Annotated in this window: 16 protein-coding genes, 2 tRNA genes and 1 pseudogene; 6 read left to right on the top strand and 13 right to left on the bottom strand. The window is 53.5% G+C overall.

Annotation, left to right across the window (positions count from 1 at the left end):
* The first annotated feature begins 8 nt into the window (after nucleotides 1-8).
* From D2E25_RS02190 to D2E25_RS02205, 4 genes are all read left to right on the top strand, one after another.
* Nucleotides 9-968: a succinate dehydrogenase/fumarate reductase iron-sulfur subunit gene (locus D2E25_RS02190; protein ID WP_125979390.1), complete on the top strand. Its 960-nt coding sequence runs from the start codon at nucleotides 9-11 to the stop codon at nucleotides 966-968.
* A gap of 75 nt (nucleotides 969-1,043) precedes the next feature.
* Entirely contained in the window at nucleotides 1,044-1,715 is a 672-nt protein-coding gene (locus D2E25_RS02195) for an O-methyltransferase (RefSeq protein ID WP_125979391.1), read from the top strand.
* A 547-nt stretch (nucleotides 1,716-2,262) separates the two neighbouring features.
* A complete protein-coding gene (locus D2E25_RS02200) occupies nucleotides 2,263-2,877 on the top strand; it encodes a LuxR C-terminal-related transcriptional regulator (protein WP_241216980.1) in 615 nt (204 codons plus the stop codon).
* A 68-nt stretch (nucleotides 2,878-2,945) separates the two neighbouring features.
* On the top strand, nucleotides 2,946-3,731 hold the full coding sequence (locus D2E25_RS02205; RefSeq protein WP_125979393.1) for an LOG family protein: 786 nt from the start codon (nucleotides 2,946-2,948) through the stop codon (nucleotides 3,729-3,731).
* Nucleotides 3,732-3,827: 96 nt separating this feature from the next.
* Here the strand turns inward: D2E25_RS02205 and D2E25_RS02210 are convergent.
* The 11 genes and pseudogenes from D2E25_RS02210 to D2E25_RS02255 all read right to left on the bottom strand — a co-directional run.
* Nucleotides 3,828-5,093 (bottom strand): annotated as a pseudogene (locus D2E25_RS02210) (Na+/H+ antiporter NhaA); the annotation flags it as partial.
* 100 nt (nucleotides 5,094-5,193) lie between these two features.
* Nucleotides 5,194-6,375 (bottom strand): MalY/PatB family protein, encoded by a 1,182-nt coding sequence (locus tag D2E25_RS02215; protein ID WP_241216937.1) that lies wholly within the window; start codon nucleotides 6,373-6,375, stop codon nucleotides 5,194-5,196.
* A 105-nt stretch (nucleotides 6,376-6,480) separates the two neighbouring features.
* A tRNA-Arg gene (locus D2E25_RS02220) sits at nucleotides 6,481-6,554 on the bottom strand.
* 34 nt (nucleotides 6,555-6,588) lie between these two features.
* Nucleotides 6,589-6,662: transfer RNA gene (locus D2E25_RS02225), tRNA-Arg, on the bottom strand.
* A gap of 145 nt (nucleotides 6,663-6,807) precedes the next feature.
* Nucleotides 6,808-8,130 (bottom strand): ATP-dependent Clp protease ATP-binding subunit ClpX, encoded by a 1,323-nt coding sequence (gene clpX / locus D2E25_RS02230; protein ID WP_125979395.1) that lies wholly within the window; start codon nucleotides 8,128-8,130, stop codon nucleotides 6,808-6,810.
* Nucleotides 8,131-8,223: 93 nt separating this feature from the next.
* Nucleotides 8,224-8,949: an ATP-dependent Clp protease proteolytic subunit gene (locus D2E25_RS02235; protein WP_125979396.1), complete on the bottom strand. Its 726-nt coding sequence runs from the start codon at nucleotides 8,947-8,949 to the stop codon at nucleotides 8,224-8,226.
* 5 nt (nucleotides 8,950-8,954) lie between these two features.
* Nucleotides 8,955-9,542 carry an ATP-dependent Clp protease proteolytic subunit gene (locus D2E25_RS02240; protein WP_164514697.1) on the bottom strand — a complete coding sequence of 196 codons (588 nt, stop codon included), beginning with the start codon at nucleotides 9,540-9,542 and terminating at the stop codon, nucleotides 8,955-8,957.
* Between the two features lie 136 nt (nucleotides 9,543-9,678).
* On the bottom strand, nucleotides 9,679-12,015 hold the full coding sequence (locus tag D2E25_RS02245) for a type I restriction endonuclease subunit R (RefSeq protein ID WP_241216982.1): 2,337 nt from the start codon (nucleotides 12,013-12,015) through the stop codon (nucleotides 9,679-9,681).
* Nucleotides 11,907-13,100 (bottom strand): type I restriction endonuclease, encoded by a 1,194-nt coding sequence (locus D2E25_RS10560; protein WP_206430714.1) that lies wholly within the window; start codon nucleotides 13,098-13,100, stop codon nucleotides 11,907-11,909. Before D2E25_RS10560 ends, D2E25_RS02245 begins: the two co-directional genes overlap by 109 nt.
* An 86-nt stretch (nucleotides 13,101-13,186) precedes the next feature.
* The gene (locus tag D2E25_RS02250; RefSeq protein WP_125979398.1) at nucleotides 13,187-14,476 is read right to left on the bottom strand and encodes an ATP-binding protein; all 1,290 of its coding nucleotides are present in this window, start codon (nucleotides 14,474-14,476) and stop codon (nucleotides 13,187-13,189) included.
* A gap of 68 nt (nucleotides 14,477-14,544) precedes the next feature.
* Nucleotides 14,545-15,777, bottom strand: coding sequence for an ATP-binding protein (locus D2E25_RS02255; protein ID WP_125979399.1), 1,233 nt, complete (start codon nucleotides 15,775-15,777; stop codon nucleotides 14,545-14,547).
* Nucleotides 15,778-16,087: 310 nt separating this feature from the next.
* Here D2E25_RS02255 and D2E25_RS02260 point away from each other — a divergent pair, with 310 nt between their 5' ends.
* Together D2E25_RS02260 and D2E25_RS02265 are read left to right on the top strand one after the other, a co-directional pair.
* Nucleotides 16,088-16,612, top strand: coding sequence for a helix-turn-helix domain-containing protein (locus D2E25_RS02260; protein ID WP_125979400.1), 525 nt, complete (start codon nucleotides 16,088-16,090; stop codon nucleotides 16,610-16,612).
* A 91-nt stretch (nucleotides 16,613-16,703) separates the two neighbouring features.
* A complete protein-coding gene (locus D2E25_RS02265) occupies nucleotides 16,704-17,210 on the top strand; it encodes a PIN domain-containing protein (RefSeq protein WP_241216983.1) in 507 nt (168 codons plus the stop codon).
* 19 nt (nucleotides 17,211-17,229) lie between these two features.
* On the opposite strand, the gene D2E25_RS02270 is transcribed toward D2E25_RS02265, so the two are convergent.
* Nucleotides 17,230-18,321, bottom strand: coding sequence for a restriction endonuclease subunit S (locus D2E25_RS02270; RefSeq protein ID WP_125979402.1), 1,092 nt, complete (start codon nucleotides 18,319-18,321; stop codon nucleotides 17,230-17,232).
* On the bottom strand, nucleotides 18,321-19,805 hold the full coding sequence (locus D2E25_RS02275; RefSeq protein WP_125979403.1) for a class I SAM-dependent DNA methyltransferase: 1,485 nt from the start codon (nucleotides 19,803-19,805) through the stop codon (nucleotides 18,321-18,323). Before D2E25_RS02275 ends, D2E25_RS02270 begins: the two co-directional genes overlap by 1 nt.
* Nucleotides 19,806-19,835: the final 30 nt, after the last annotated feature.

The raw sequence follows: 19,835 nt of genomic DNA on the forward strand, positions 1-19,835 counted from the left end.
GCTTTCGTATGAGCGGCATGGACGTTGCGTCGGCGACGGTGACATTGCGGGTAAACCGATTTGCACCTCGTCCTGAGCGTGAGCGCGCGGCCCGTTCTGGTAGCCCGTTCGGGCGTAAAAGTTCGCCGTTTGGTTCGTCTTCTGCATCGGCCCGTCGTCGCCCTCGTGGTAAGCAGTGGACGCAGGATTATGTGCTGCACGTGCGCCCTGAGACTACAGTGCTGGAATGCTTGCTGACTGTGAAGCGCACGATGGACCCGACGCTGGCGTTTCGTTATTCCTGCGGTCATGGCATGTGTGGATCTGACGCGGTGTCGATTAACGGCACGCCGACGCTACTGTGTACGGCAACCGTTGGCGAATGGGCGAAGCACGCGCCGGCAGCCGCTTCCATTGATGACGAGGGATTCCGTCATACCGGTTCTCCTGAAACGATCGACAGCTCCTCGTCTGACTCGAATATCGCGAATGCGCACGGCGATAATGCTGCGGATCTTGGCGTTATTGAGCTCGCTCCCCTACCTGGTTTCCCGGTTCAGCGTGATTTGATCGCTGACATTGATCCGATGCTCAATCAGATCACGAAGCTGGCACCGTATCTGAAAGCGGATGGCGTGTTAGCTACCACTGATGAGGGCAAAATCAATGTCTTTGAGTATTTGCAGCGCCCTGAGCAGTTAGCGAAGTATGAAATGTTGAGCAACTGCATTGCGTGCGGTGTGTGCGAGGGCTCTTGCCCAGTATTCGCTGGCGGCGATGCGTTTATCGGCCCGGCTGCGCTGATTGCTGTTTCTCGTTTTGTTAACGATTCACGTGATACGGCTACGGCTGAGCGTTTGGACATGATTGATACGGCAGATGGTGTTGCTGCCTGCCAGTCGGTACGCGCGTGCTCTCGCCATTGCCCGCGCGGTATTGATGTCGGCGAGGAGATGTGGCAGATTGTCGCGCGCGTCCGAGAACGCTGACTATCACTGTGATGTAACACGCGTTGCGCGAATGTGATCGTGTCACTTTCCAGTATGCAATTACAGTAGGTGATTATGGAGAAGACGTCATACACGTATCTGAGCAAGGCTTGTCAGTTCGTTGAAGATCACGCGTATGCCCGCCAATCAGAGGCATTGCATCGCGTGCGTTCTCGTGCTGAAGAGAATGATTTATCGCAGGGCTCGGCGGTGCAAGCTGAGTTTTTGCATACGCTGGCGTTGATGACGCACAGTACGTCGGTAATCACTGTTGGCACTGGCTCTGTTGTGGAAATCATGCAGTTGATTGACGCGTTGGGTGGTTCTGGCCAACTGACAGCGGTTGATTCTTCAGCGCAGGGTATTGCGTTTATTCGCGGGCTTTTTGCTGGCTTGTCGGATGATACGCAAACGACACTGCGCGCGGTAAACGCACCAGTTGGCGTGTTTTTGCCGAGACTGAACGGGGCCGATTACGACATGATCGTCGTCTCTGGTGACGCTGGTAATTATTTGGAGACATTTGAGCAGGCACCACGCCTACTGCGCGATCGTGGCGTGATTGTATTCACTGATGTGCTCGCACTCGCATCTGATGAGTCAAACGGTGGCGTACTGAACCCAGCTGATCGTAGTGAAAAGGCGCTAGCAATGCGCCAACTACTCGAGACAGTACAGGCTGACGAACGCTTCGATTCCACACTCACCGCAACCGGCACCGGTCTGCTCATCGCCGTTAAGCGGTAACTCGATACAAGACGCAATATTGTTCCAAGCCGATGCTCTGGCATCGGCTTTTTGTTGTTCCGGGTAGAGATATTTTGGTGCGCTGCGACTGAATTTGCACTACACATTAAGGACTTTTGTATTCACAAAAGGGAATGGCATATGCACAATTGCCTTGGTGAGGGTTGGCCGTTGCGTATGAGCGACACTCCCTGTGTCTCATATTTCGATATTTCAGTACTGCAAACGCACCTTGTGCACATAGCTGCTAAGCCAATCTTTGCATGTGATCTTCCGGTATATCAAGCAATTACGTAAAGTTTCCGTACATAAACAACCCAATTGACAACGTTTGCATAATGTCGTTACGCTTATTACGCACACCATCGTGCACAGAGAAGAGGATCTGAAGTTACGGTTTCCTATGAATGATAATGATGATCGATATGCAGTAACCGCCAATGCCACTCACCAATGCGCCGACTGCGACACGGCGCACACATCGCACACATCATGCACGCACGAGACTCATCAAGCAGATGAGAATCCTTGCTTTTCGTTGGGAATAGTGGATAATGACCGTTGCTCACTGCGCACATTGGAGCAAATAGTGGAGGAGCTCCTGCCTAACGTAAAGCTACTGTGGTCAATGACTGACGGGTCAAAAATATCTTTTTCACGACTCGATGGCATCAGGCTGCCTGACTTGATGTTAGTAGATATGTCACTTGAATCTATGTCTGGGATCGCCGTATGCCGGCGTATTCGCCGACGCAACAGCACTACAAAACTGCTCGCAATGACATCGTTTGCAATCGGATGCTATGGCCACGATGCAGCAGATGCTGGCGCACAAGGAATTGTGAACAAAAACGACGAACAAGACCTGCTTTCTGGCATCCGCGAAGTATCAAGCGGCAAAACCTACGGAAACTACGAATTTGAATCAGCACACATCGCTCACTGCCGCATCCGCAACTCCAGCGCAAACATCTTCGATATCATCTCAAACCGCGAACTACAAGTTATGGATCTTATGTCAGGCGGCATGAGTGACACCGACATCTCCCTGCACTTAGACATCAAAGAAGCAACGGTGCGTAAGCACATTCAATCTGCCATGCAAAAACTCAACGTTGAAACCCGCATTCAGGCAGTAATTAAATGGACCAAGCGAGGCTAATCATCGCAACCATGCAAACGGCTGGTATGGTTAGTGTGCATCGAAGACCAGTTGCATAAGGAGCACACATGTCACAGAGCGATGCAACACACACCCCCGCAGCCGAACCGACTGATATGTCCAGCGAATCACCGTTAGGCGACACCTACCATCGCGGTCCGGTAATTTTACGCGGTCCGATGATTCCTCACGACAACACCACTGCAAATCTGTTACAAGCCGATCAGTCAACTGAATGGCTGCACATGGACCCGTGGCGCGTGCTCCGTATTCAATCCGAATTTGTCGACGGGTTCGGTGCACTAGCGGAACTTGGGCCCGCTGTTTCAATCTTTGGCTCAGCACGTACGCCTCGTACCGATCCCGATTACAAAGCCGCTCGCCGCATGGGCCGCGGACTCGCCGAACGCGGTATAGCGGTGATCACCGGCGGCGGCCCTGGCATTATGGAAGCCGCTAATCGCGGTGCCGCACTTGCCGGCGGAAAATCTGTCGGATTAGGTATTGAACTGCCACACGAACAAGGCTTAAACCAGTGGGTTAATCTGGGAATGAGCTTCCGCTATTTCTTCGTGCGCAAAACCATGTTTGCAAAATATTCTTCAGGCGTGATCGTATGCCCTGGCGGGTTTGGCACACTGGATGAAATGTTTGAAATCCTCACCCTCGTGCAAACGCATAAGACCACGAAAATGCCTATCGTGCTGTATGGCAAAGCATACTGGCAAGGCTTATTCGACTGGCTCGAAGGCCCAGTACAAGAGCATGGCATGATTTCCGCACTCGACCCGTCGCTCGTATTGCTCACTGACGATGTAGATGAGGCGGTGGCCACCGCAGCCAGCGGATGCTAATCACTCAGACCATGGACACGAAAAACGGAGGTGCTCAACGCTCCTCCGTTTTTCGTATTACTCGCGGCTTTACTCGCGACCAAGTAAAGCCGCTTGCTCGTAATGCTTCGATTGTCGGCTCAACAGTACGCCGCTGATCGCTGCTGCGATAAGCGATGCTACGAGCACGCCAAAACGGCTTTCTGCTGATAGTTCCGCGTTCGAATATGCCAGCGATGCGATAAGGAACGATACGGTAAATCCGATACCGCATGCGCAGGCAGCTGGGAACATGTCACGTACTCGCAACCCTTTCGCCATGCTCAGCCCGCCCACATGCGTAGACAGCCACGCAGTAGTCATAATGCCTAACGGTTTGCCCACTACGAGGGCAACAATCAGCGCGATCACAATCGGCGACACCATGAGTGCGGGCGTCAATTGCTCGAAATGCACGCCAGTGGCAAATAGTGCGAAAATCGGCAAAGCAAGCAGTGCTGAGAACGGTTGCAGTTTTTCTGCGTAACGACTCGCGCGCGGTGTAGTTTCACCATACATTTCACGCGATGGCGTCAGCATGCCAACGAGCACGCCCGCCAATGTTGGGTGTACGCCAGCTTCGAACATCATCACCCATGCAAGCAAGCCAACGATAGCGACCAGCAGCCACGGTACTCGTTGCAAGCGCACTAGGAACGCCCATGCAGCTGCGCATGCTGCAATGCCAATAAACCAGTACCATGCGTTCAATGACGAGAAGAATACTGCGATAAGCACGATAGCGAGCAGATCATCTACGGTAGCGAGCGTCATCAGGAACGCACGAATTGCACCCGGTAGTGCTTTTGCAAACAATGCCAGTACGGCGAGTGAGAACGCAATATCTGTTGCGGTAGGCACAGCCCATCCGTGTATGGCTTCAGCAAAAGGAATATTCGCTCCTGTGGTGGGGATGGTAATCACACCCGACTGCGGAGGTGCTAGCCATGAGAATAGCGAGATCACGCCAACAAAGAGTATTGGCGGAGTGAGCATGCCACCTACCGCGCACAGCATGGGCACGGCGGCTGCTTTGGGATTCGCTAATGAACCGGTTGTCAGTTCCTGTTTGAGATCAAGCCCGACCGTAAGAAAGAAGACAGTCAGGAGCCCATCTTGCGCCCAATGGCCGATCGGTAGATCAATATTCGTATATGGCAGGCCAATATGTGTTTCTGCTACAGCAGCAAACGTATGCGCACTCCACGGCAGATTGGCAAGTATCAGTCCGACGAATGCGAACGATAGCATGATCAGACCAGAGATACGATCAGATGCAGCAATGCGTCGAATGGTTGCCCATACTGATCGGGGCTTACGCTCCCCTGTTGTTGACGTATTCATACCGCCGCCTATCGTAGTCGAAGTATTCTTAGTTTTTTCTCGCGTTCACTTATTCAGTTGTATGCGCATTGTCAGTTGCATGCGCACTGTTTGCCAGTCGTCAGCGTTCAGCAATGGCCGTGCCCACTCGTTCAACTACTTGCTGCAGCAATACTGTCGGGCAGGCGAGATTCACTCGTTCAAAGCCTTCTCCCCCACGACCGAACAATGCGCCCTCGTCGAAGTACACGCGGCCTTTATTGCGCATAAAATCGCGCAGCTCGTCGGCAGTCATACCCAGTCCCCGGCAGTCAAGCCACGCCAAATACGTGCCTTCTGGCTCGATGAGCGCTAAACCGGGGGTTGTGCTGGCGAAATCGCGCAGGAGCGCACGGTTCGTGTCAAGTACGCTCATCAGCTCGTTCAACCATGCTTCACCATGCTCATACGCGGCTTGGCATGCAATAAGACCAAAGTGACTGACCGTAAGCCCTGCAATATTCTCTACAGCAATATCGAAGCGCTTGCGAAGTTGAGGATTTCGAATAATCGCGTTCGAACATGCAAGACCAGCCAAGTTAAAGGTTTTGGTAGGGGCCGTGAATTCGAAGCAATGTTCAGCATACTGCTCCCCTAGTGTGCCGAACATGGTGACTTCATGGCCTGTATAGGCAAAATCAGCGTGGATTTCGTCAGCAAGAATTGTCACATCGTGCGCGATGCAAATATCGCCGAGTTGGCGCAGTTCATCGGCAGTCCACACGCGTCCGACTGGATTGTGCGGATTGCACAACATAATGGCAGTGCATCGTGGATCTGCTGCTTTGTGTTCTAAATCAGCAAAATCCATGCGGTATCGTCCATCGTCACCTAATACCAGCGCATTATTTTCAATGGTTAAACCGTTGCGCTCGGCAGCAAACGTAAACGGATAGTAGACCGGCCCTTGAATGATGACTTTATCGCCAGGGCGAGTGACAGCGCGCAACGCACTGTTGACGGCTGGCATCACGCCATTAGAGAGGCGCACCCAGGATGCGTCGATATCAAATTGGTGATGGCGGTGCATCCAGAATTCAAGCGCTGCGAAATAGTCGTCGGTGACGTAATCGTAGCCGAAGACGTCGTGTTGAGCCGCGTTGACGAGTGCGCGTACGATTTCTGGTGCCGGCTTGAATTCCATGTCAGCAACTGACATGGCGATAACATCCTCATTGCCAGGGCCCATGTCTTCGGCGATCATGTGCCATTTGGCGGACATGGTTCCGCGACGTTCGACTACAGACTGAAAATCGTACGACACCGTTGCCTCCCAGATGTTGCTGTTATGCGCAAATTGCTTGCCTCGTGAATAACCGGGCCAAGAATTGGAAAAGCCCTTGATCGCATTCGCGGTCAAGGGCCCTTGTGCGCCAGACAGGATTCGAACCTGCGACCTGCTGATCCGTAGTCAGCTGCTCTAATCCGCTGGGCTACTGGCGCAGCACCACTCTTTAACCTCTTGTGGCAAGAGGTGTGCGCCAGACAGGATTCGAACCTGCGACCTGCTGATCCGTAGTCAGCTGCTCTAATCCGCTGGGCTACTGGCGCATGTTGTCTTGTTTTCGGCAACTCGAATAAACTACATCAATGTAAGGATTACAGCAAATCGACAAGCGCATCGGCGTGTCGCGCTCTGCTGTTTGCTGCCTCAATCCCCTCTGTTATGCGGATTGTGAGGCCGCGTGCCCGACTGTTATGCGACGCGGCGGCGCTCTGACTGTTCTGTGCGCACGAGTTGTGGCATAGATTGCCCTTGCACCGCCTGCGCAGTAACGATTACCTTCTGCACGTCATCCATGCTCGGCAACTCAAACATGGTTTCTTCGAGGGTTTTTTCGATAATGGATCGCAATCCTCGAGCACCAGTCCCCCGAGCAATCGCAGTCTGTGCGATGGCAGCAATCGCATCGTCGGTGAACTCGAGATCTACTCCGTCGACCGCGAACATTTTGCGATACTGCTTTACCAGCGCGTTTTTCGGCTCGGTGAGAATACGCGCAAGATCTTCTTCGCCAAGCTCGTCAAGCACGCTAACGACGGGCAGTCGGCCAATAAACTCGGGCAGTAATCCAAACTCGGCAAGATCGTCAGCGCTTACTTGTTCGAGCAGATCTTCCGGTTTGATGTCATGATCACGCCATGCAGCACCAAAACCGCTTTCATGTGCGCCAAGTCGCCTGCGAATAATATCGCTCAGCCCTACGAACGCACCACCACAGATGAATAAGATGCCACGCGTATCAATTTTCACGGTTTCTTGATCGCGATGTTTGCGCGTGCCTTCCATTGGCACTGACGCAATGGTTCCTTCCAGAATTTTCAGCAGTGCTTGCTGTACGCCTTCACCGGATACATCGCGGGTAATGGACGTGTTTTCGCCGGATTTGCGGGCGATTTTGTCGATTTCGTCAATATAAACGATGCCGTGGCGCGCGCGTTCAACATCCCCGTCTGCAGCGTCAATCAATCGCTGTAATACGGTTTCAACATCGTCACCAACGTAACCAGCTTCAGTGAGCGTAGTAGCGTCGGTGATCACGAATGGCACGTTCATTACACGCGCAAGCGACTGAGCAAGATAGGTTTTGCCAACGCCGGTTGGGCCGAGCAACAGAATATTGGATTTGGCAACTTCAACGTCAGCGAACGGGTCACTGCGGCGGTTTGATCGAGCCGTGTCCATTGCGCCACCGAGATGACCTGCAGCTTCGCGCAGTTCCATATTGACGCGCTTGTAATGGTTGTATACCGCCACGGATAGTGTGCGTTTAGCGGCTTCTTGGCCCACAACATACCGATCAAGATAAGAGCTGATTTGCGCAGGCTTAGGCAGGCTGAGCGCGTTAATCGCAGCATCACGTTGACGTTCTTCCGCAACAATATCAACGCATAATTCAATGCATTCGTCGCAGATTGCGGCAGAGGGCCCGGCGACGAGTTTGCGCACTTGATGCTCAGTTTTGCCACAGAACGTGCAACGCGGCACGTCCTCGTTGTAGCTGACTACACGCCCCATGTCACTCCTTTGTTCCGCTTGTGCTCCTGCTTTTCTGCGCTCATACAAAGATACCCTCAGCCTTGGGCGGCTGAGGGTATCCTCACAACAATCTCATGAACGATGCTCGAGCACTTCGTCAACGATGCCGTATTCCTTGGCTTCAGGGGCCGTCAGGAACGTGTCAACTTCGATGTCCTTACGAATCTTCTCGATATCGCGGCCAGTATGCTTGGCAAGCGTGTTCTCCAGCCATTCGCGCATGCGCAACATTTCCTTGGCCTGGATTTCGATTTCCGTAGCCTTGCCGAAGCCCTGGTCGATGGCCGGCTGGTGAATGAGCACGCGCGCGTTAGGCAGCATGAGTCGCTTGCCCTTAGCGCCGGCGGCCAGCAGAATCGCTGCAGCGGAGGCTGCCTGGCCGAGGCACACGGTCTGCACGTCGGGCTTGATGTACTGCATGGTGTCGTAGATCGCAGTCATTGCGGTCATCGAGCCGCCGGGCGAGTTGATGTACATCATCACGTCGCGGTTCGGATCCTGCGATTCGAGCACGAGCAGCTGGGCCATAATGTCGTCGGCAGAGGTATCGTCCACCTGCACGCCCATGAAGATAATGCGGTCCTCGAACAGCTTGGTGTACGGGTCCTGCGTCTTCATGCCATACGGGGTCTTCTCGCTAAACTGCGGCAGAATGTAACGGTCCTGCGGAGAGGCCGGAGCCATACCACGGCCTTCGAATGCAGCGCGACGCGCGGCAGCTGGCATAAAGCCAACTACGCCAGCGGGGCCAGCCAAGCGGTTAGCGCGCTCAACGAACTGTGCTTCTTCAGATGCCATCAGTGTCACTCCCCTTCCTTTGCGCTCATCGTGTCGTGCGTGGACACGAGCTTGTCAACGAAGCCGTAGGCCAGTGCTTCTTCAGCAGTGAACCAGTGATCGTACTCGTTGTCACGGTAGATTTCTTCGACGGTGTGGCCGGTCTGCTTGGCCGTGAGCTCGGCGAGAGTCTTCTTCATGTCCATGATGAGCTCTGCGCTGATGCGCACGTCGGTGGACGTACCACCGATGCCACCGGAGGGCTGGTGCATGAGCACGCGAGCGTGCGAGGTGAGAAAGCGCTTGCCCGGGGTGCCGGAGCTCAGCAGGAACTGGCCCATCGAGGCGCACATACCAATACCCACGGTTGCCACGTCAGGCTCAATAAGTTGCATAGTGTCGTAAATCGCCATGCCAGCGGTAATCGAACCGCCTGGCGAGTTAATGTACAGCCAAATGTCTTTCTTCGGATCCTCGGCCGCCAGCATCAGCATCTGCGCGCAGATGCGGTTGGCCATGTCGTCCTTGACCTCTTCGCCCATCCAGATGATGCGGTCCTTCAAGAGGCGGTTGAAAATCGGATCCGGCATGGACGGCATGTCGCCATCAGCCATCACCGGCGACGATGTCAGCAAATCTGCCACCTTATCTCCTTGACTCACAAAACATTACGTGTAGCTACATTACCCGTTCAAAGCGACGAGCGCCGCCATTCCGCCCTTTTTCGGCTACCCGCATAGCGCTTGTAGGTTAAGGCCGCTCTGGTGCCAGCGCATTGGACTCAACCTTACGAATGCACATGATGAGGTCCATCGCCTGCGCGTTGTCGAACAGTTTGAATATCGGACGCGGCCTGTCGAACGGCGGCTTGGAAAGCTGTTCAGGCTCCAAATATCCGTTGCGTTCGATGTAGTCGACGATCATGTGCAGGAAACTGATTTGTGCTTGATTGAGCGTATGCGTGTTGATAAACGACGCGAATGCCTCCATCGCCGCCGCGTGATCAAGTCTGCCGATACGGCGCACGAGCAGACCGAACGGCGTGTTGCCGTAGGCGGCTTGATACTGCTCTTTCGTGCCAAGTAGCTCGACGAGAATACGTTCGAGTTCACTGTAATCGGCTGAGTTCACTGGCTGATTGTGGCGGATTTTGTAGATGACTGGATCGTCGCCATGCTCGTTGATGTACCGGTTGACTTTGAGTTTGTAATCCTCATAGTGTTCGGTGATGTCGAACGGCTCGTTTTCGCTGCGTTCGATGAGCGGATCAGCCAGATCGGTAATGATTACTCGGCGCCCACCAGCGTCAGCGAGGAATCGAATCAGTCCGCGCAAGCGCAAGCGAATCTGTTCGAGTTCGCTGACTGGCATGGTCTTCAAGTATTGTTCGTCGTTGATAATTGCGTTGATGAGTTCGCGTCGCTCACTTACTTGCGGGATGGTCATACGCTCATGCAATCGTGTGGCGATTGTACGGACTTTTGTCACGTATGCTGCGGTGGAGCGGCCGGCTGCACTTTCGACCATCAGCGCGTACATGAGCGCGTCGAATCGCAATGCGGCCACGTCTGTTTCATCGCAGTGCGCTAGCGGTGCAAGTTCGCGTACGAGTTCACGCACGTTCAAATCATTGAGGGCAGCGAATGCGTGCGGCTGACGGTAGCGTTCCACGTATTCGCGTTTAGCTCGCACTGCGACTTTGGCGGTATCCCACGAGTTAATCTGTTCACGCAAGTCTTGAATAAGCTCGTCTCGCCATTGCATAATATGCGAGTCACTCGCGTATTCGCCGGTTTGCAATGCTTGGATGAGTTGTGCTTTGCGCGCGAATACACGTTCGCTCACCGATGCAGAGAGCTTGTCTTCGACCGGATTGGTTTGTTCGCGGAAGAATGCGAAGTTGCCGCAATAGTCAAAGATTTTGAATCGGCGTTTGCCAACGTATTCACCGTCGATACTGTCGACGCAATCAAGATCTGCGCTCAGCCGGGTTCCACGGCCGATCATTTGCCAGAATTTTATTTTGGAGCGTACTTTTTTGAAGAACACGAGGTTGACGATGTCGGGCACGTCAACGCCGGTGTCCATCATGTCGACTGATACAGTGATCGCCGGTAGAGGTTTGCGTTTGAATTCGCTAATAATGCTGTGCGCATAATCGTCGCTGTGCAGCACAGTTTTGATAAAACCGTGTGCTGCTTCTTTGGGATAGCGCGCCGTATAGCGTTCGACGATATATCGCGCGTGCGCTTGATTGGCAGCGAAAATAATGGTTTTGCCAAGTCGTTCACCACCGTCGGTTTTGATGCCGTTATCATGTAGGTCTTCCAGCACGGTGTCTACGGTGGCGGGGTTCATCACATACGTGTTGATTGCGGCCGCGTCGATGTGTTCGGGCACGTCTGCATTGTCGCCTTCGTCATCGAGATCAGGGTCGCCGAAGTCTTCCTCGTAGCGCTCTTTGTCCTCGTCGGATAGGTCGTCGTAGGTAATGCCTTCGTCGACGAATTTGGTTTTTGCTTCGACGTTGACGAACGGCACAAGCACATTGTCGTTGAGTGCTTGCGCATATTCGTATACGTAAGTGGGTACGCCGTGTTGCACTTGGAAAAAGTCGTACGTGTTGCGGTCCACTTCGTTGCGCGGTGTGGCGGTGAGTCCCACCATGAGCGCGTCGAAATGGTCGAAAATGACTTTATATTTCTTGAAAATCGACCGGTGCGCTTCGTCGACAATAATGAGGTCAAAATGCCCGGCAGAGAATGCTGGTTTGCCGTCCGCACCAGTTTCTACGTCGATGGCGTTGATCATGGTCTGGTAGGTAGAGAAGACGACGCGCGCATCGGTATCGTGTTTGTTGTCACACAGGTTGCATAGCGACCAGTTTGGATAGTATTCGCCGTACGCGCTTTTTGCCTGGCCGACGAGTTCGATGCGGTCGGCGAGAAACAGCACGTTTTTGACAAGTCCGGCGCGCATCAGTACATCGACCAGTGCTGCGGAAACACGCGTTTTACCGGTGCCTGTGGCCATAACAAGCAGACTACGGCGCTGCCCTTGGTTGAGGTTGTCACAGACCGCTTGGATAGCTTCGAGCTGATAGTAGCGTCGTTACCGCCGGCGACGTCACGGTTGACGGGCACACTGGCTGGGTCGATGGCGTTGTGACGACGGTTGATAATGCGCTGCAGGTCGTCTTGCGCGAAGACTTCGCCGACTTGTCGGTAAGAACCGTGATCATCATCGACGAAATAGGTTTGATATCCGTTGGAGAGGAAAATAAGCGGCCGATAACCAAATTGCCGTTCGAGGCAGTCAGCGTACAGGCGTGCTTGTTGAAGACCTTTGGCAGGGTCGTAGGTGGTGCGTTTAGCTTCGATGATGGCGAGCGGCTTGCCATCGCGTCCATTGAGCAAATAGTCAACGTAGCCCTTTTGACCGGGATTACCTTCCATGCCAGTAACGGGGTACTCGGTGATAATGTCGCGATTCATATTCCAGCCGACCAGCTGCAAGTCGAGGTCGATGAAACGGCGGCGGGTTTCTGCTTCGCTTAATTCATCGGCAGGAGGCTGCGGCATCGGCGGCTGTTCCGCTTTGCGCTCAGCAAGTTGACCACTGAGCGCGCGTATTTGCGCTTCGAGTTCGGCGATCTGCTTAGTTTGCTCGCCGATTTGCGCCTCGTATTCCTTGCGGGCGGCATCCTCTTGTGCTTTGCGTGCTTTAGTGGCGAGCACGCGACTGACGGCGGGCACTTGTTTGGGGTCGAACGTACGTTTGGTGTAATGGCGTCCGTAGCAGTAGTCGATCCATTGGATGAATGCGAAGAGGATACGCAGTGAGAACATCGCGTCTTCGCCTTTGAGCTGCGCGTTACGGTGAGCAGCCATATTGCCGGCCTTGATGACGTATTGCAAAGATTCCCACAGATGATTGTCGGCAAGCGCAGCACGAAACGTGGGCTCGTGGACGAGGGATTGCAGGTTGTCCTTATAGGGCGGCTTGATTGTTTTATCAGCGGCATACACCCATTTGACGGCGAGTTCGAAGGCGCGACGCGCGGCGAGCGCACTGATGGTTGGCGACAGGGATAGTGCTCGTTCTGCTTCTAGGCAGGCGTCAGCGAACATCGCGTAGTCGTCCTGGCCTTGCAGAAACGAGAAGTTGGCCATATCCGCCTCCCTTATGCACTGCACTGCGGTAATCGTCGCCCGATCAGATCCATCGTACAACGCGTAGAGCTGTTAATCACCAGACTTCAGGCCCCCAGTACGGTAATAGGGACTATATACACGCCCTCCGCTGTTTTCCTTGCGTACATACCGTTGCCGACGATCACCATAAGAAACGTTGGCTCTTGCTGTTGAGAATATGGATTCGCCATAACCGTATTGCGTACCTTCAGTAGTGAATCGACGCCTTCCTGCGCTTTGTTTTCGCCGAGTTTGATCTCGATGGCACCCCATCTGCCGTCTTCGAGTTCGATGATGGCGTCGGCTTCCAGTCCTTTGTCGTCGCGATAGAAATACACCTTGGGATGTTCGAGACCAACCCACGCGGAGGCATACACCATGAGATCACGTATGACTAGGTTCTCGAATGCGTCGCCGAATATCTGCCCGTTGGCGAGCAATCGCGCAGGGTTGATGCCGAGGGACGCGACAGCGAGGGACGAATCAACGAAATATCGTTTCGGCTTGACTCGCATCCGGTTGCGGGCTTTGATGGGGGCATCCCAACAGGGCAGCTCCTCGATGAGGAACTCACGAATCAGCATGTCCACGTAGCTGGTGGTAGTTGCGCGAGCAGGTTCCGTGTCTGCGGTTTCGTCACCGGCGTACATGTCACGGCTGATGGTTTTAACCGTGGCCGCTTTGGCGTTGTTCCTGGCTAACGACATGATGATCCGTCGTGTCATGGCAGGATTCTTGCCCATGCGTGGAGCATTGTCTTCACAGACCGCTTCCAAATACTGTTGGGGAATATACAACGCACTTTCAAGATCGCGGTCTAAAGCAGCCGGCCACCCGCCACGACAGATCCATTGCGCAATCTGCACCAACGACACCTGCGTGACGGCCGGCGAGAATTCACCGTCAAAAAGCTTGCGTAAGGATACTGCGCCAGTGGATAAACCTTGCTCGTATAGGCTCATGGGTCGCATACGCAAATGTGCGATTCTGCCGGCACCGCTATGTTCGTATTGTTCTAATGGCGGAGCGCTGGAACCGGTGAGTAGATATTGTCCGGGGCGATTAGATTCTTGGTCGATTGCATGACGGACCGCATCGCGAACGGCGGGGACAGTTTGCCATTCGTCAATCAGATGCGGCTGATTACCAAGAAGCGGCATGGTGGGATCGGCTTCTGCTAACGGGCGGACACGGTAATCGTCCAAACCGGTGACGCTATTGGCATGAGATAGTGCACACCACGTTTTTCCGCACCATTTCGCCCCATCGATCTGGACAGCACCGAATATGTCAAGCAATTTAGCCACTTGGGCATCCAACAGACGAGGCCTGTACGTTTCAGGACGAAGCACCATAGCCCCACCACCTATACATCTATCATTTTACGCCAATTTCATTATACATTTTACACCATTTCCATTGATCATTTTACTTCTCCGCTGAGCAGCCAATCCAACGCGTAGATCTGCTGGATGCCTTCGTGGGATACAGGGCGTTCGTCGTCCAACGTAATGAGCGTCTTCGGGTAGTTGTCGCGTATCACGCGCAACGATGACAACTCACGCTCTAACGTGTTCGGATCGTGCACGGATTCGCTGACCTGATAGTACCGCCGACCGGTGGCACCATTGGTCACGAAATCAATCTCCCCGCTAGCGCTTTGCCCGACATACACTTCTCCTTCCCGTCGCATGAGTTCGAGAAACACCACGTTTTCCAGCAAACGACCAGTGTCGCGTACATTGCCGGAGCACAACACACGGCGCATTCCGAGGTCCACGGCGTAATACTTACGTTCCTGACGCAAGGCGCGTTTGCCCTTAATGTCATACCGCTGCACCGGATAGAAGATGAACGCAGCGCCCAGTCCTTCCAGATAATTAGACACCGTAGGTGCGGATATCTTCATGCCCGATGAGGTCATGGCGTTCGCTATGGCTTTGGGATTAGTGAGATTGCCGATGTTGCCAAACATGTAGCGCGTGATCGTTTCGAGTGCTGCCATGTTGGACAGTCCGAGACGCGCAGCCACGTCTTTGAACAACACGGTGCTAAGAATGCCGTCAAGGTAGTCGTGGAGCAGCGATTCGTCGCCGGCAAGGGCGAGCGTGGCCGGCAGAGCCCCGTCATGCAGATATTCGGACCATGCGCGTTGGGGAGTTTTACCTTGTACGGGGGCCGCGCCCATGTATTCGGCGAAAGACAGCGGTGTCATGGCTATTTCCACGTACCGGCCCGAGATGAGAGTTGCCAACGTGCCCGACAATAGCGTGGCATTCGATCCGGTGACATAGATATCCATATCACCTCGAGCTTGCAGACTGTCCAATGTTTTTTGAAAGTCTGGCACATTCTGTATTTCGTCCAGCAGGACGTAGCGTTGGCCAACTGAAGAATCGAGACGATGGAGAATCTCTCCATACAACCGATGGTATTCAAGTAGCGTTTCGTTCTCCAACAGTTCAAGGTTGATATGCACAATGGAGGACGGATCGATGCCGTATTCGTCGATCAGCCGTTGTTTCCACAATGTCATCAATGTGGATTTGCCACAACGGCGCACGCCGGTGATCACCTTGATGACGTCACGGTCTTTCCATGCGTCAAGTTTCTTCAGGTATAGCGGCCGATCAATCACCACCATCACCTCACTCACGTAAGCAATATCGATTTCCAGCTTCTCAATAATATCAAAATTATTAAAGTGTATTTTATTTACTTCTTATTTTTTGAAATAAACAAAATGTTCTGAACATCAAAATCTATCGATCACTGTGCGAAGTAGCGTTGGGCGAGACTGGTGTAGAGGGCGCTCAGACGGTCGAGCTGTTGGCACGTGGGATTTTGAGGGATTCCACCGACGTGACGAACTCGACGAACATACAATAGTTTTCGAATATTTCGTTTACTGGTATGCTGGTATGGCAATTGCACGTCTACCGTTCCAACTCAGAAGGAGGTCCATCATGGGAACACGCAGTCTTGTCAACGACGCCGCGACCTATATGCCCAATGCAGAGGATCGCCGACAGCTCATGGACATCAAGGACGCCTTGTCTCACATCACGCAGGAAGCAAAGAGAACCTCCGAGGCCACGTTCAACGATATGGCGAATCAGACGGATTTCCCTGTTGCAACGCTCAAAGTCCCTGGTTCACCGGCGCGTCCACTCACACCGGAACTGGCGAACGTGCTGATGCAGGTCGCCGATCAATTATCCCGCGGTCGAGCCGTGTTCGTAGCCCCGTATGACACGATGCTCACCACACAGGATGCAGCCGATTTTCTCGGCGTCTCACGTCCTACACTGGTGAAACTACTAGAAGGTGGCGCAATCCCGTTCGAGAAAGTAGGACGCCACCGCCGTGTTCTGCTCGCTGATCTGCAGGAATACATGAATGCCCGACATCAAAACAATATCAGCACATTCGATGAGCTCGCTGCTGACGAGGATCCGAGAGCAACTCTAGACAACCCTCTGATCTCCTGACGGCATCATCAAACCGGCAGAAAGGCACTCCGTGAGCTTCCCCGTATTTTTCGACACATGTAGTCTCTTCGGCGAGATCGTCAACGATTTAGTGCTTCGTCTTGCCGAAGACCGGTTTTTCACGCCATACTGGTCGGAAAGCGTACTCACGGAACTCTATAGAAATCTTGTACCGCGCATCGGAGAACATCGGGCAAACCGACGCATTCACGCAATGCGGTCCGCCTTCCCCGACGCGCTCGTTACCGGCTACGACAGTCTGATCCCGATCATGACCTGCGACGCCAAGGACCGTCATGTGCTCGCAGCCGCCGATCACTCACCCGCGCAGACATTGGTAACGTTCAATCTCAAGGATTTTCCGGATTCATCTACCACCTCTCTGCATATCGAGGTCAAGCACCCGGATGATTTTCTGCTGGACGTGCTCGACCTCGACCCCGGGCGGGTTGCACAGGTTTGCTACGCTGCGCTCATCAGTTACAAGGCGTATCCGCAAACACCGGAGGATTACGCATATATGCTCCAACGATGCGGACTGCCCCGATTCGCCGAACGACTGTATCCCATTCTTGACGCGCTCTACGAACGCAGATGATCCTATCCAAGACTATCTGTTATTGGGCGAAGTAACGCTGGGTGAGGCTGGCGTAGAGGGTGTTGAGGCGGTCGAGCTGTTGGCGGGCGGTGGATTTGAGGGATTCCACCGACGTGACGAACTCGGCGAACTCGTTCTGCAGGGCGACGGGTGGAAGCGGCAGTTTCAATGACTTGATCTTCCCTGTGCTCAGGGTATACAAACCAGATGTGCTGACAGCTTTTCCTATAATTTGCCTGCGGCCGGACCTTGAATTGAAATAATACAGCGCAAATGACGGAAGAATGCCGTCATGGAATCGCGCTCTGATGAGATGGTTCTGATGAACACAGCAATCAATCTCGCCTTTCCAGATAGCAGACCTACCGATTTGATCACCACTACCGTTGCCTTCGACGAAAAGCAAATCACCTGTTTCAAGCATTGTTTTATCGCGCTCGGATTCAGTAAGCCCAATTGTCTTAATTTCAGTCAGATCTAATGAACCGGCTAACACATTAGCAACCCTCAAATATGGCAACTGAAGAGGCAGCTTTTGCCTCTTAGAGTTTTTTGTCAGACCGCCTTGCACATCAGCAATCTGATCAAGAGGTACAAAAGCAAAAGAATCATCACCAAACATCTCGACGAAGCGAGATTGGATGAGTTCGTCGGCTTTGGCGAGCATTTGCTCGCCCAGTGCAATCTGCTTCAAAATTGTCTCAAACAAGCACGTAACACACTCTTGCTCATCAGCATCAGGAAGATCAACTAATCGTTCTCCATAATCGCGGAAGTAAATATGAGGAATCGTGGCACCTGACGCATACGATTCCAAGTGCAAACCTTCAAGCATAAAACGAAGATACGAAAGCTTAACCGAATCATTCGGAATAATCGGCTGCAAAGTTCCAAGAACAGAAGATTTCCTATCACACAGTTGCACGCGGCCCACGCCAGCGCCATCCTTAACTACGGCCAGATACTCCTGTTCAAACTGATAACTATTAAGATATCCCGCGATCCCAGCAGCACCGTATACCGGATATTTGCCCTCAGGAAGCAAATCTTTTTGTCGCAGCGAGGATGTTCCTTTGGCGCATATTTGGTTGAGTCGAATCTTCTCCCCCATCACTCACCATCCTTAGCGAGCATGGCGTCGAGGGCGTTGAGGCCACTCACGAACTGCGTGTTCAGGTCGCGCAGTTCGGCCATGAGCTGGCTGGTCGGCGGGTATTCCTTACGCTCGTATTCGACTGTGACGTATTTGTTGAAGCTGAAGTCGTAGTCGTTGGCAGCGATGTCGTCGCGCGTCACCATGAAGCTCTGCTCGGTGCGCTCGCGAGCGCTTTCGGCGTCAAGGTGCTTCCAACGCGCAAGGATATCGGGGATGTCGTTGTGCGCGGTGTCTTCGTCGCGTTTGTCGTCGAGCGTGTAACCGTCGTGCTCCATGTTGTACAGCCAGACTTTGTCAGTGCTGTTCGGCGCATCAGTTTTGGTGAACACGAGGATTGCGGTGCTCACTCCCGAATACGGTTTGAACACGCCGGAAGGCATATAGATAATCGCTTCGAGCCGCTGATGGTCTACCAGTTCGCGGCGCAGTTCACGATACGCCTTCGCGTTGGAGCGGAACAGTACACCATTGGGTACGATGCACGCGCATCGGCCACCGAGTTTCAACATGCGCAAAAACAGCGCCACAAACAGCAGTTCAGTCTGCTTGGTTTCCACGATGGCTTTGAGCGAATCGTCGATGTCTTCCACGTCGAGCGAGCCGGTGAACGGCGGGTTGGCGAGAATCACGTCGAATTTGCTGCGAATCGTGTTCAAGCGCGACAGACTGTCCTGGTTGCGGATGTCAGGGTGTTCGACGCCGTGCAGCAGCATGTTCATCGCGGCGATGCGCACCATCGTCTGGTCCGTGTCAAATCCGGTGAACTGCTCGCCTTCGAATAGGTTCCACTGGTCAGCGCTCATCGTATCGCCATAGGTGCGGCGAATCCATTCGGCTGCGGAAATCAAAAATCCAGCGGTACCACATGCCGGGTCGCCGATCAGCTGGCCGGGTTTCGGGTCAAGTAGGCCGACCATGAGGTCACGAATATGCTTGGGCGTGCGAAACTGGCCGTTTGCGCCGGCCGTGTTGAGCTTGCTCAGCATGTATTCGTACAGGTCGCCCAGATCATCCTGGTCCTTGACATAGTTCGTGAGCAGATCATCAATGCCGGCGACCGCGCGTTCGAGTGTTTTCGGCTTGTTGAAGCCGAATGAAGCATCTTCCATACTCTCGGCGAACGCATTGCCCTCATGCAGGGTCTTCAGAAATGGGAACACCTGCTGGCCGACGGTCGCGAACATTTGCTCGGCCGGCTCGTTTTTAAAATTATGCCAGCGCAGTCTCTGGCCTTCAGGCGTATCCGGGAACGTAAGCTTACCGACCGGCATACCAGTAAGCTGTGCCATCTGCTCAGCTTCGAGCTGCTTATCGTCAAGCGACTTCATGAACATGAGGTAGGTCAGCTGGCTGATCACTTCCAGCGGATTGGTGATGCCACCCTCCCACATGCGCTGCCAAATGTCATCAACCTTGTTTTTTACAGCCCCAGTAATCATCGCGCCCTTTCCAACCAGATTATCGCAAAC

The organism is Bifidobacterium goeldii, from assembly GCF_003951095.1.
Taxonomy (GTDB): domain Bacteria; phylum Actinomycetota; class Actinomycetes; order Actinomycetales; family Bifidobacteriaceae; genus Bifidobacterium; species Bifidobacterium goeldii.

What these genes read in the sequence shown, in the direction of transcription:
- D2E25_RS02235 (WP_125979396.1), bottom strand. Translation starts at nt 8,949, where the DNA reads ATGGCATCTGAAGAAGCACAGTTCGTTGAGCGCGCTAACCGCTTGGCT.
- D2E25_RS10560 (WP_206430714.1), bottom strand. Translation starts at nt 13,100, where the DNA reads ATGGCCAACTTCTCGTTTCTGCAAGGCCAGGACGACTACGCGATGTTC.
- D2E25_RS02250 (WP_125979398.1), bottom strand. Translation starts at nt 14,476, where the DNA reads ATGGTGCTTCGTCCTGAAACGTACAGGCCTCGTCTGTTGGATGCCCAA.
- D2E25_RS02240 (WP_164514697.1), bottom strand. Translation starts at nt 9,542, where the DNA reads ATGGCTGATGGCGACATGCCGTCCATGCCGGATCCGATTTTCAACCGC.
- D2E25_RS02195 (WP_125979391.1), top strand. Translation starts at nt 1,044, where the DNA reads ATGGAGAAGACGTCATACACGTATCTGAGCAAGGCTTGTCAGTTCGTT.
- D2E25_RS02275 (WP_125979403.1), bottom strand. Translation starts at nt 19,805, where the DNA reads ATGATTACTGGGGCTGTAAAAAACAAGGTTGATGACATTTGGCAGCGC.
- D2E25_RS02260 (WP_125979400.1), top strand. Translation starts at nt 16,088, where the DNA reads ATGGGAACACGCAGTCTTGTCAACGACGCCGCGACCTATATGCCCAAT.
- D2E25_RS02190 (WP_125979390.1), top strand. Translation starts at nt 9, where the DNA reads ATGAGCGGCATGGACGTTGCGTCGGCGACGGTGACATTGCGGGTAAAC.
- D2E25_RS02270 (WP_125979402.1), bottom strand. Translation starts at nt 18,321, where the DNA reads ATGGGGGAGAAGATTCGACTCAACCAAATATGCGCCAAAGGAACATCC.
- D2E25_RS02205 (WP_125979393.1), top strand. Translation starts at nt 2,946, where the DNA reads ATGTCACAGAGCGATGCAACACACACCCCCGCAGCCGAACCGACTGAT.
- clpX (WP_125979395.1), bottom strand. Translation starts at nt 8,130, where the DNA reads ATGGGGCGTGTAGTCAGCTACAACGAGGACGTGCCGCGTTGCACGTTC.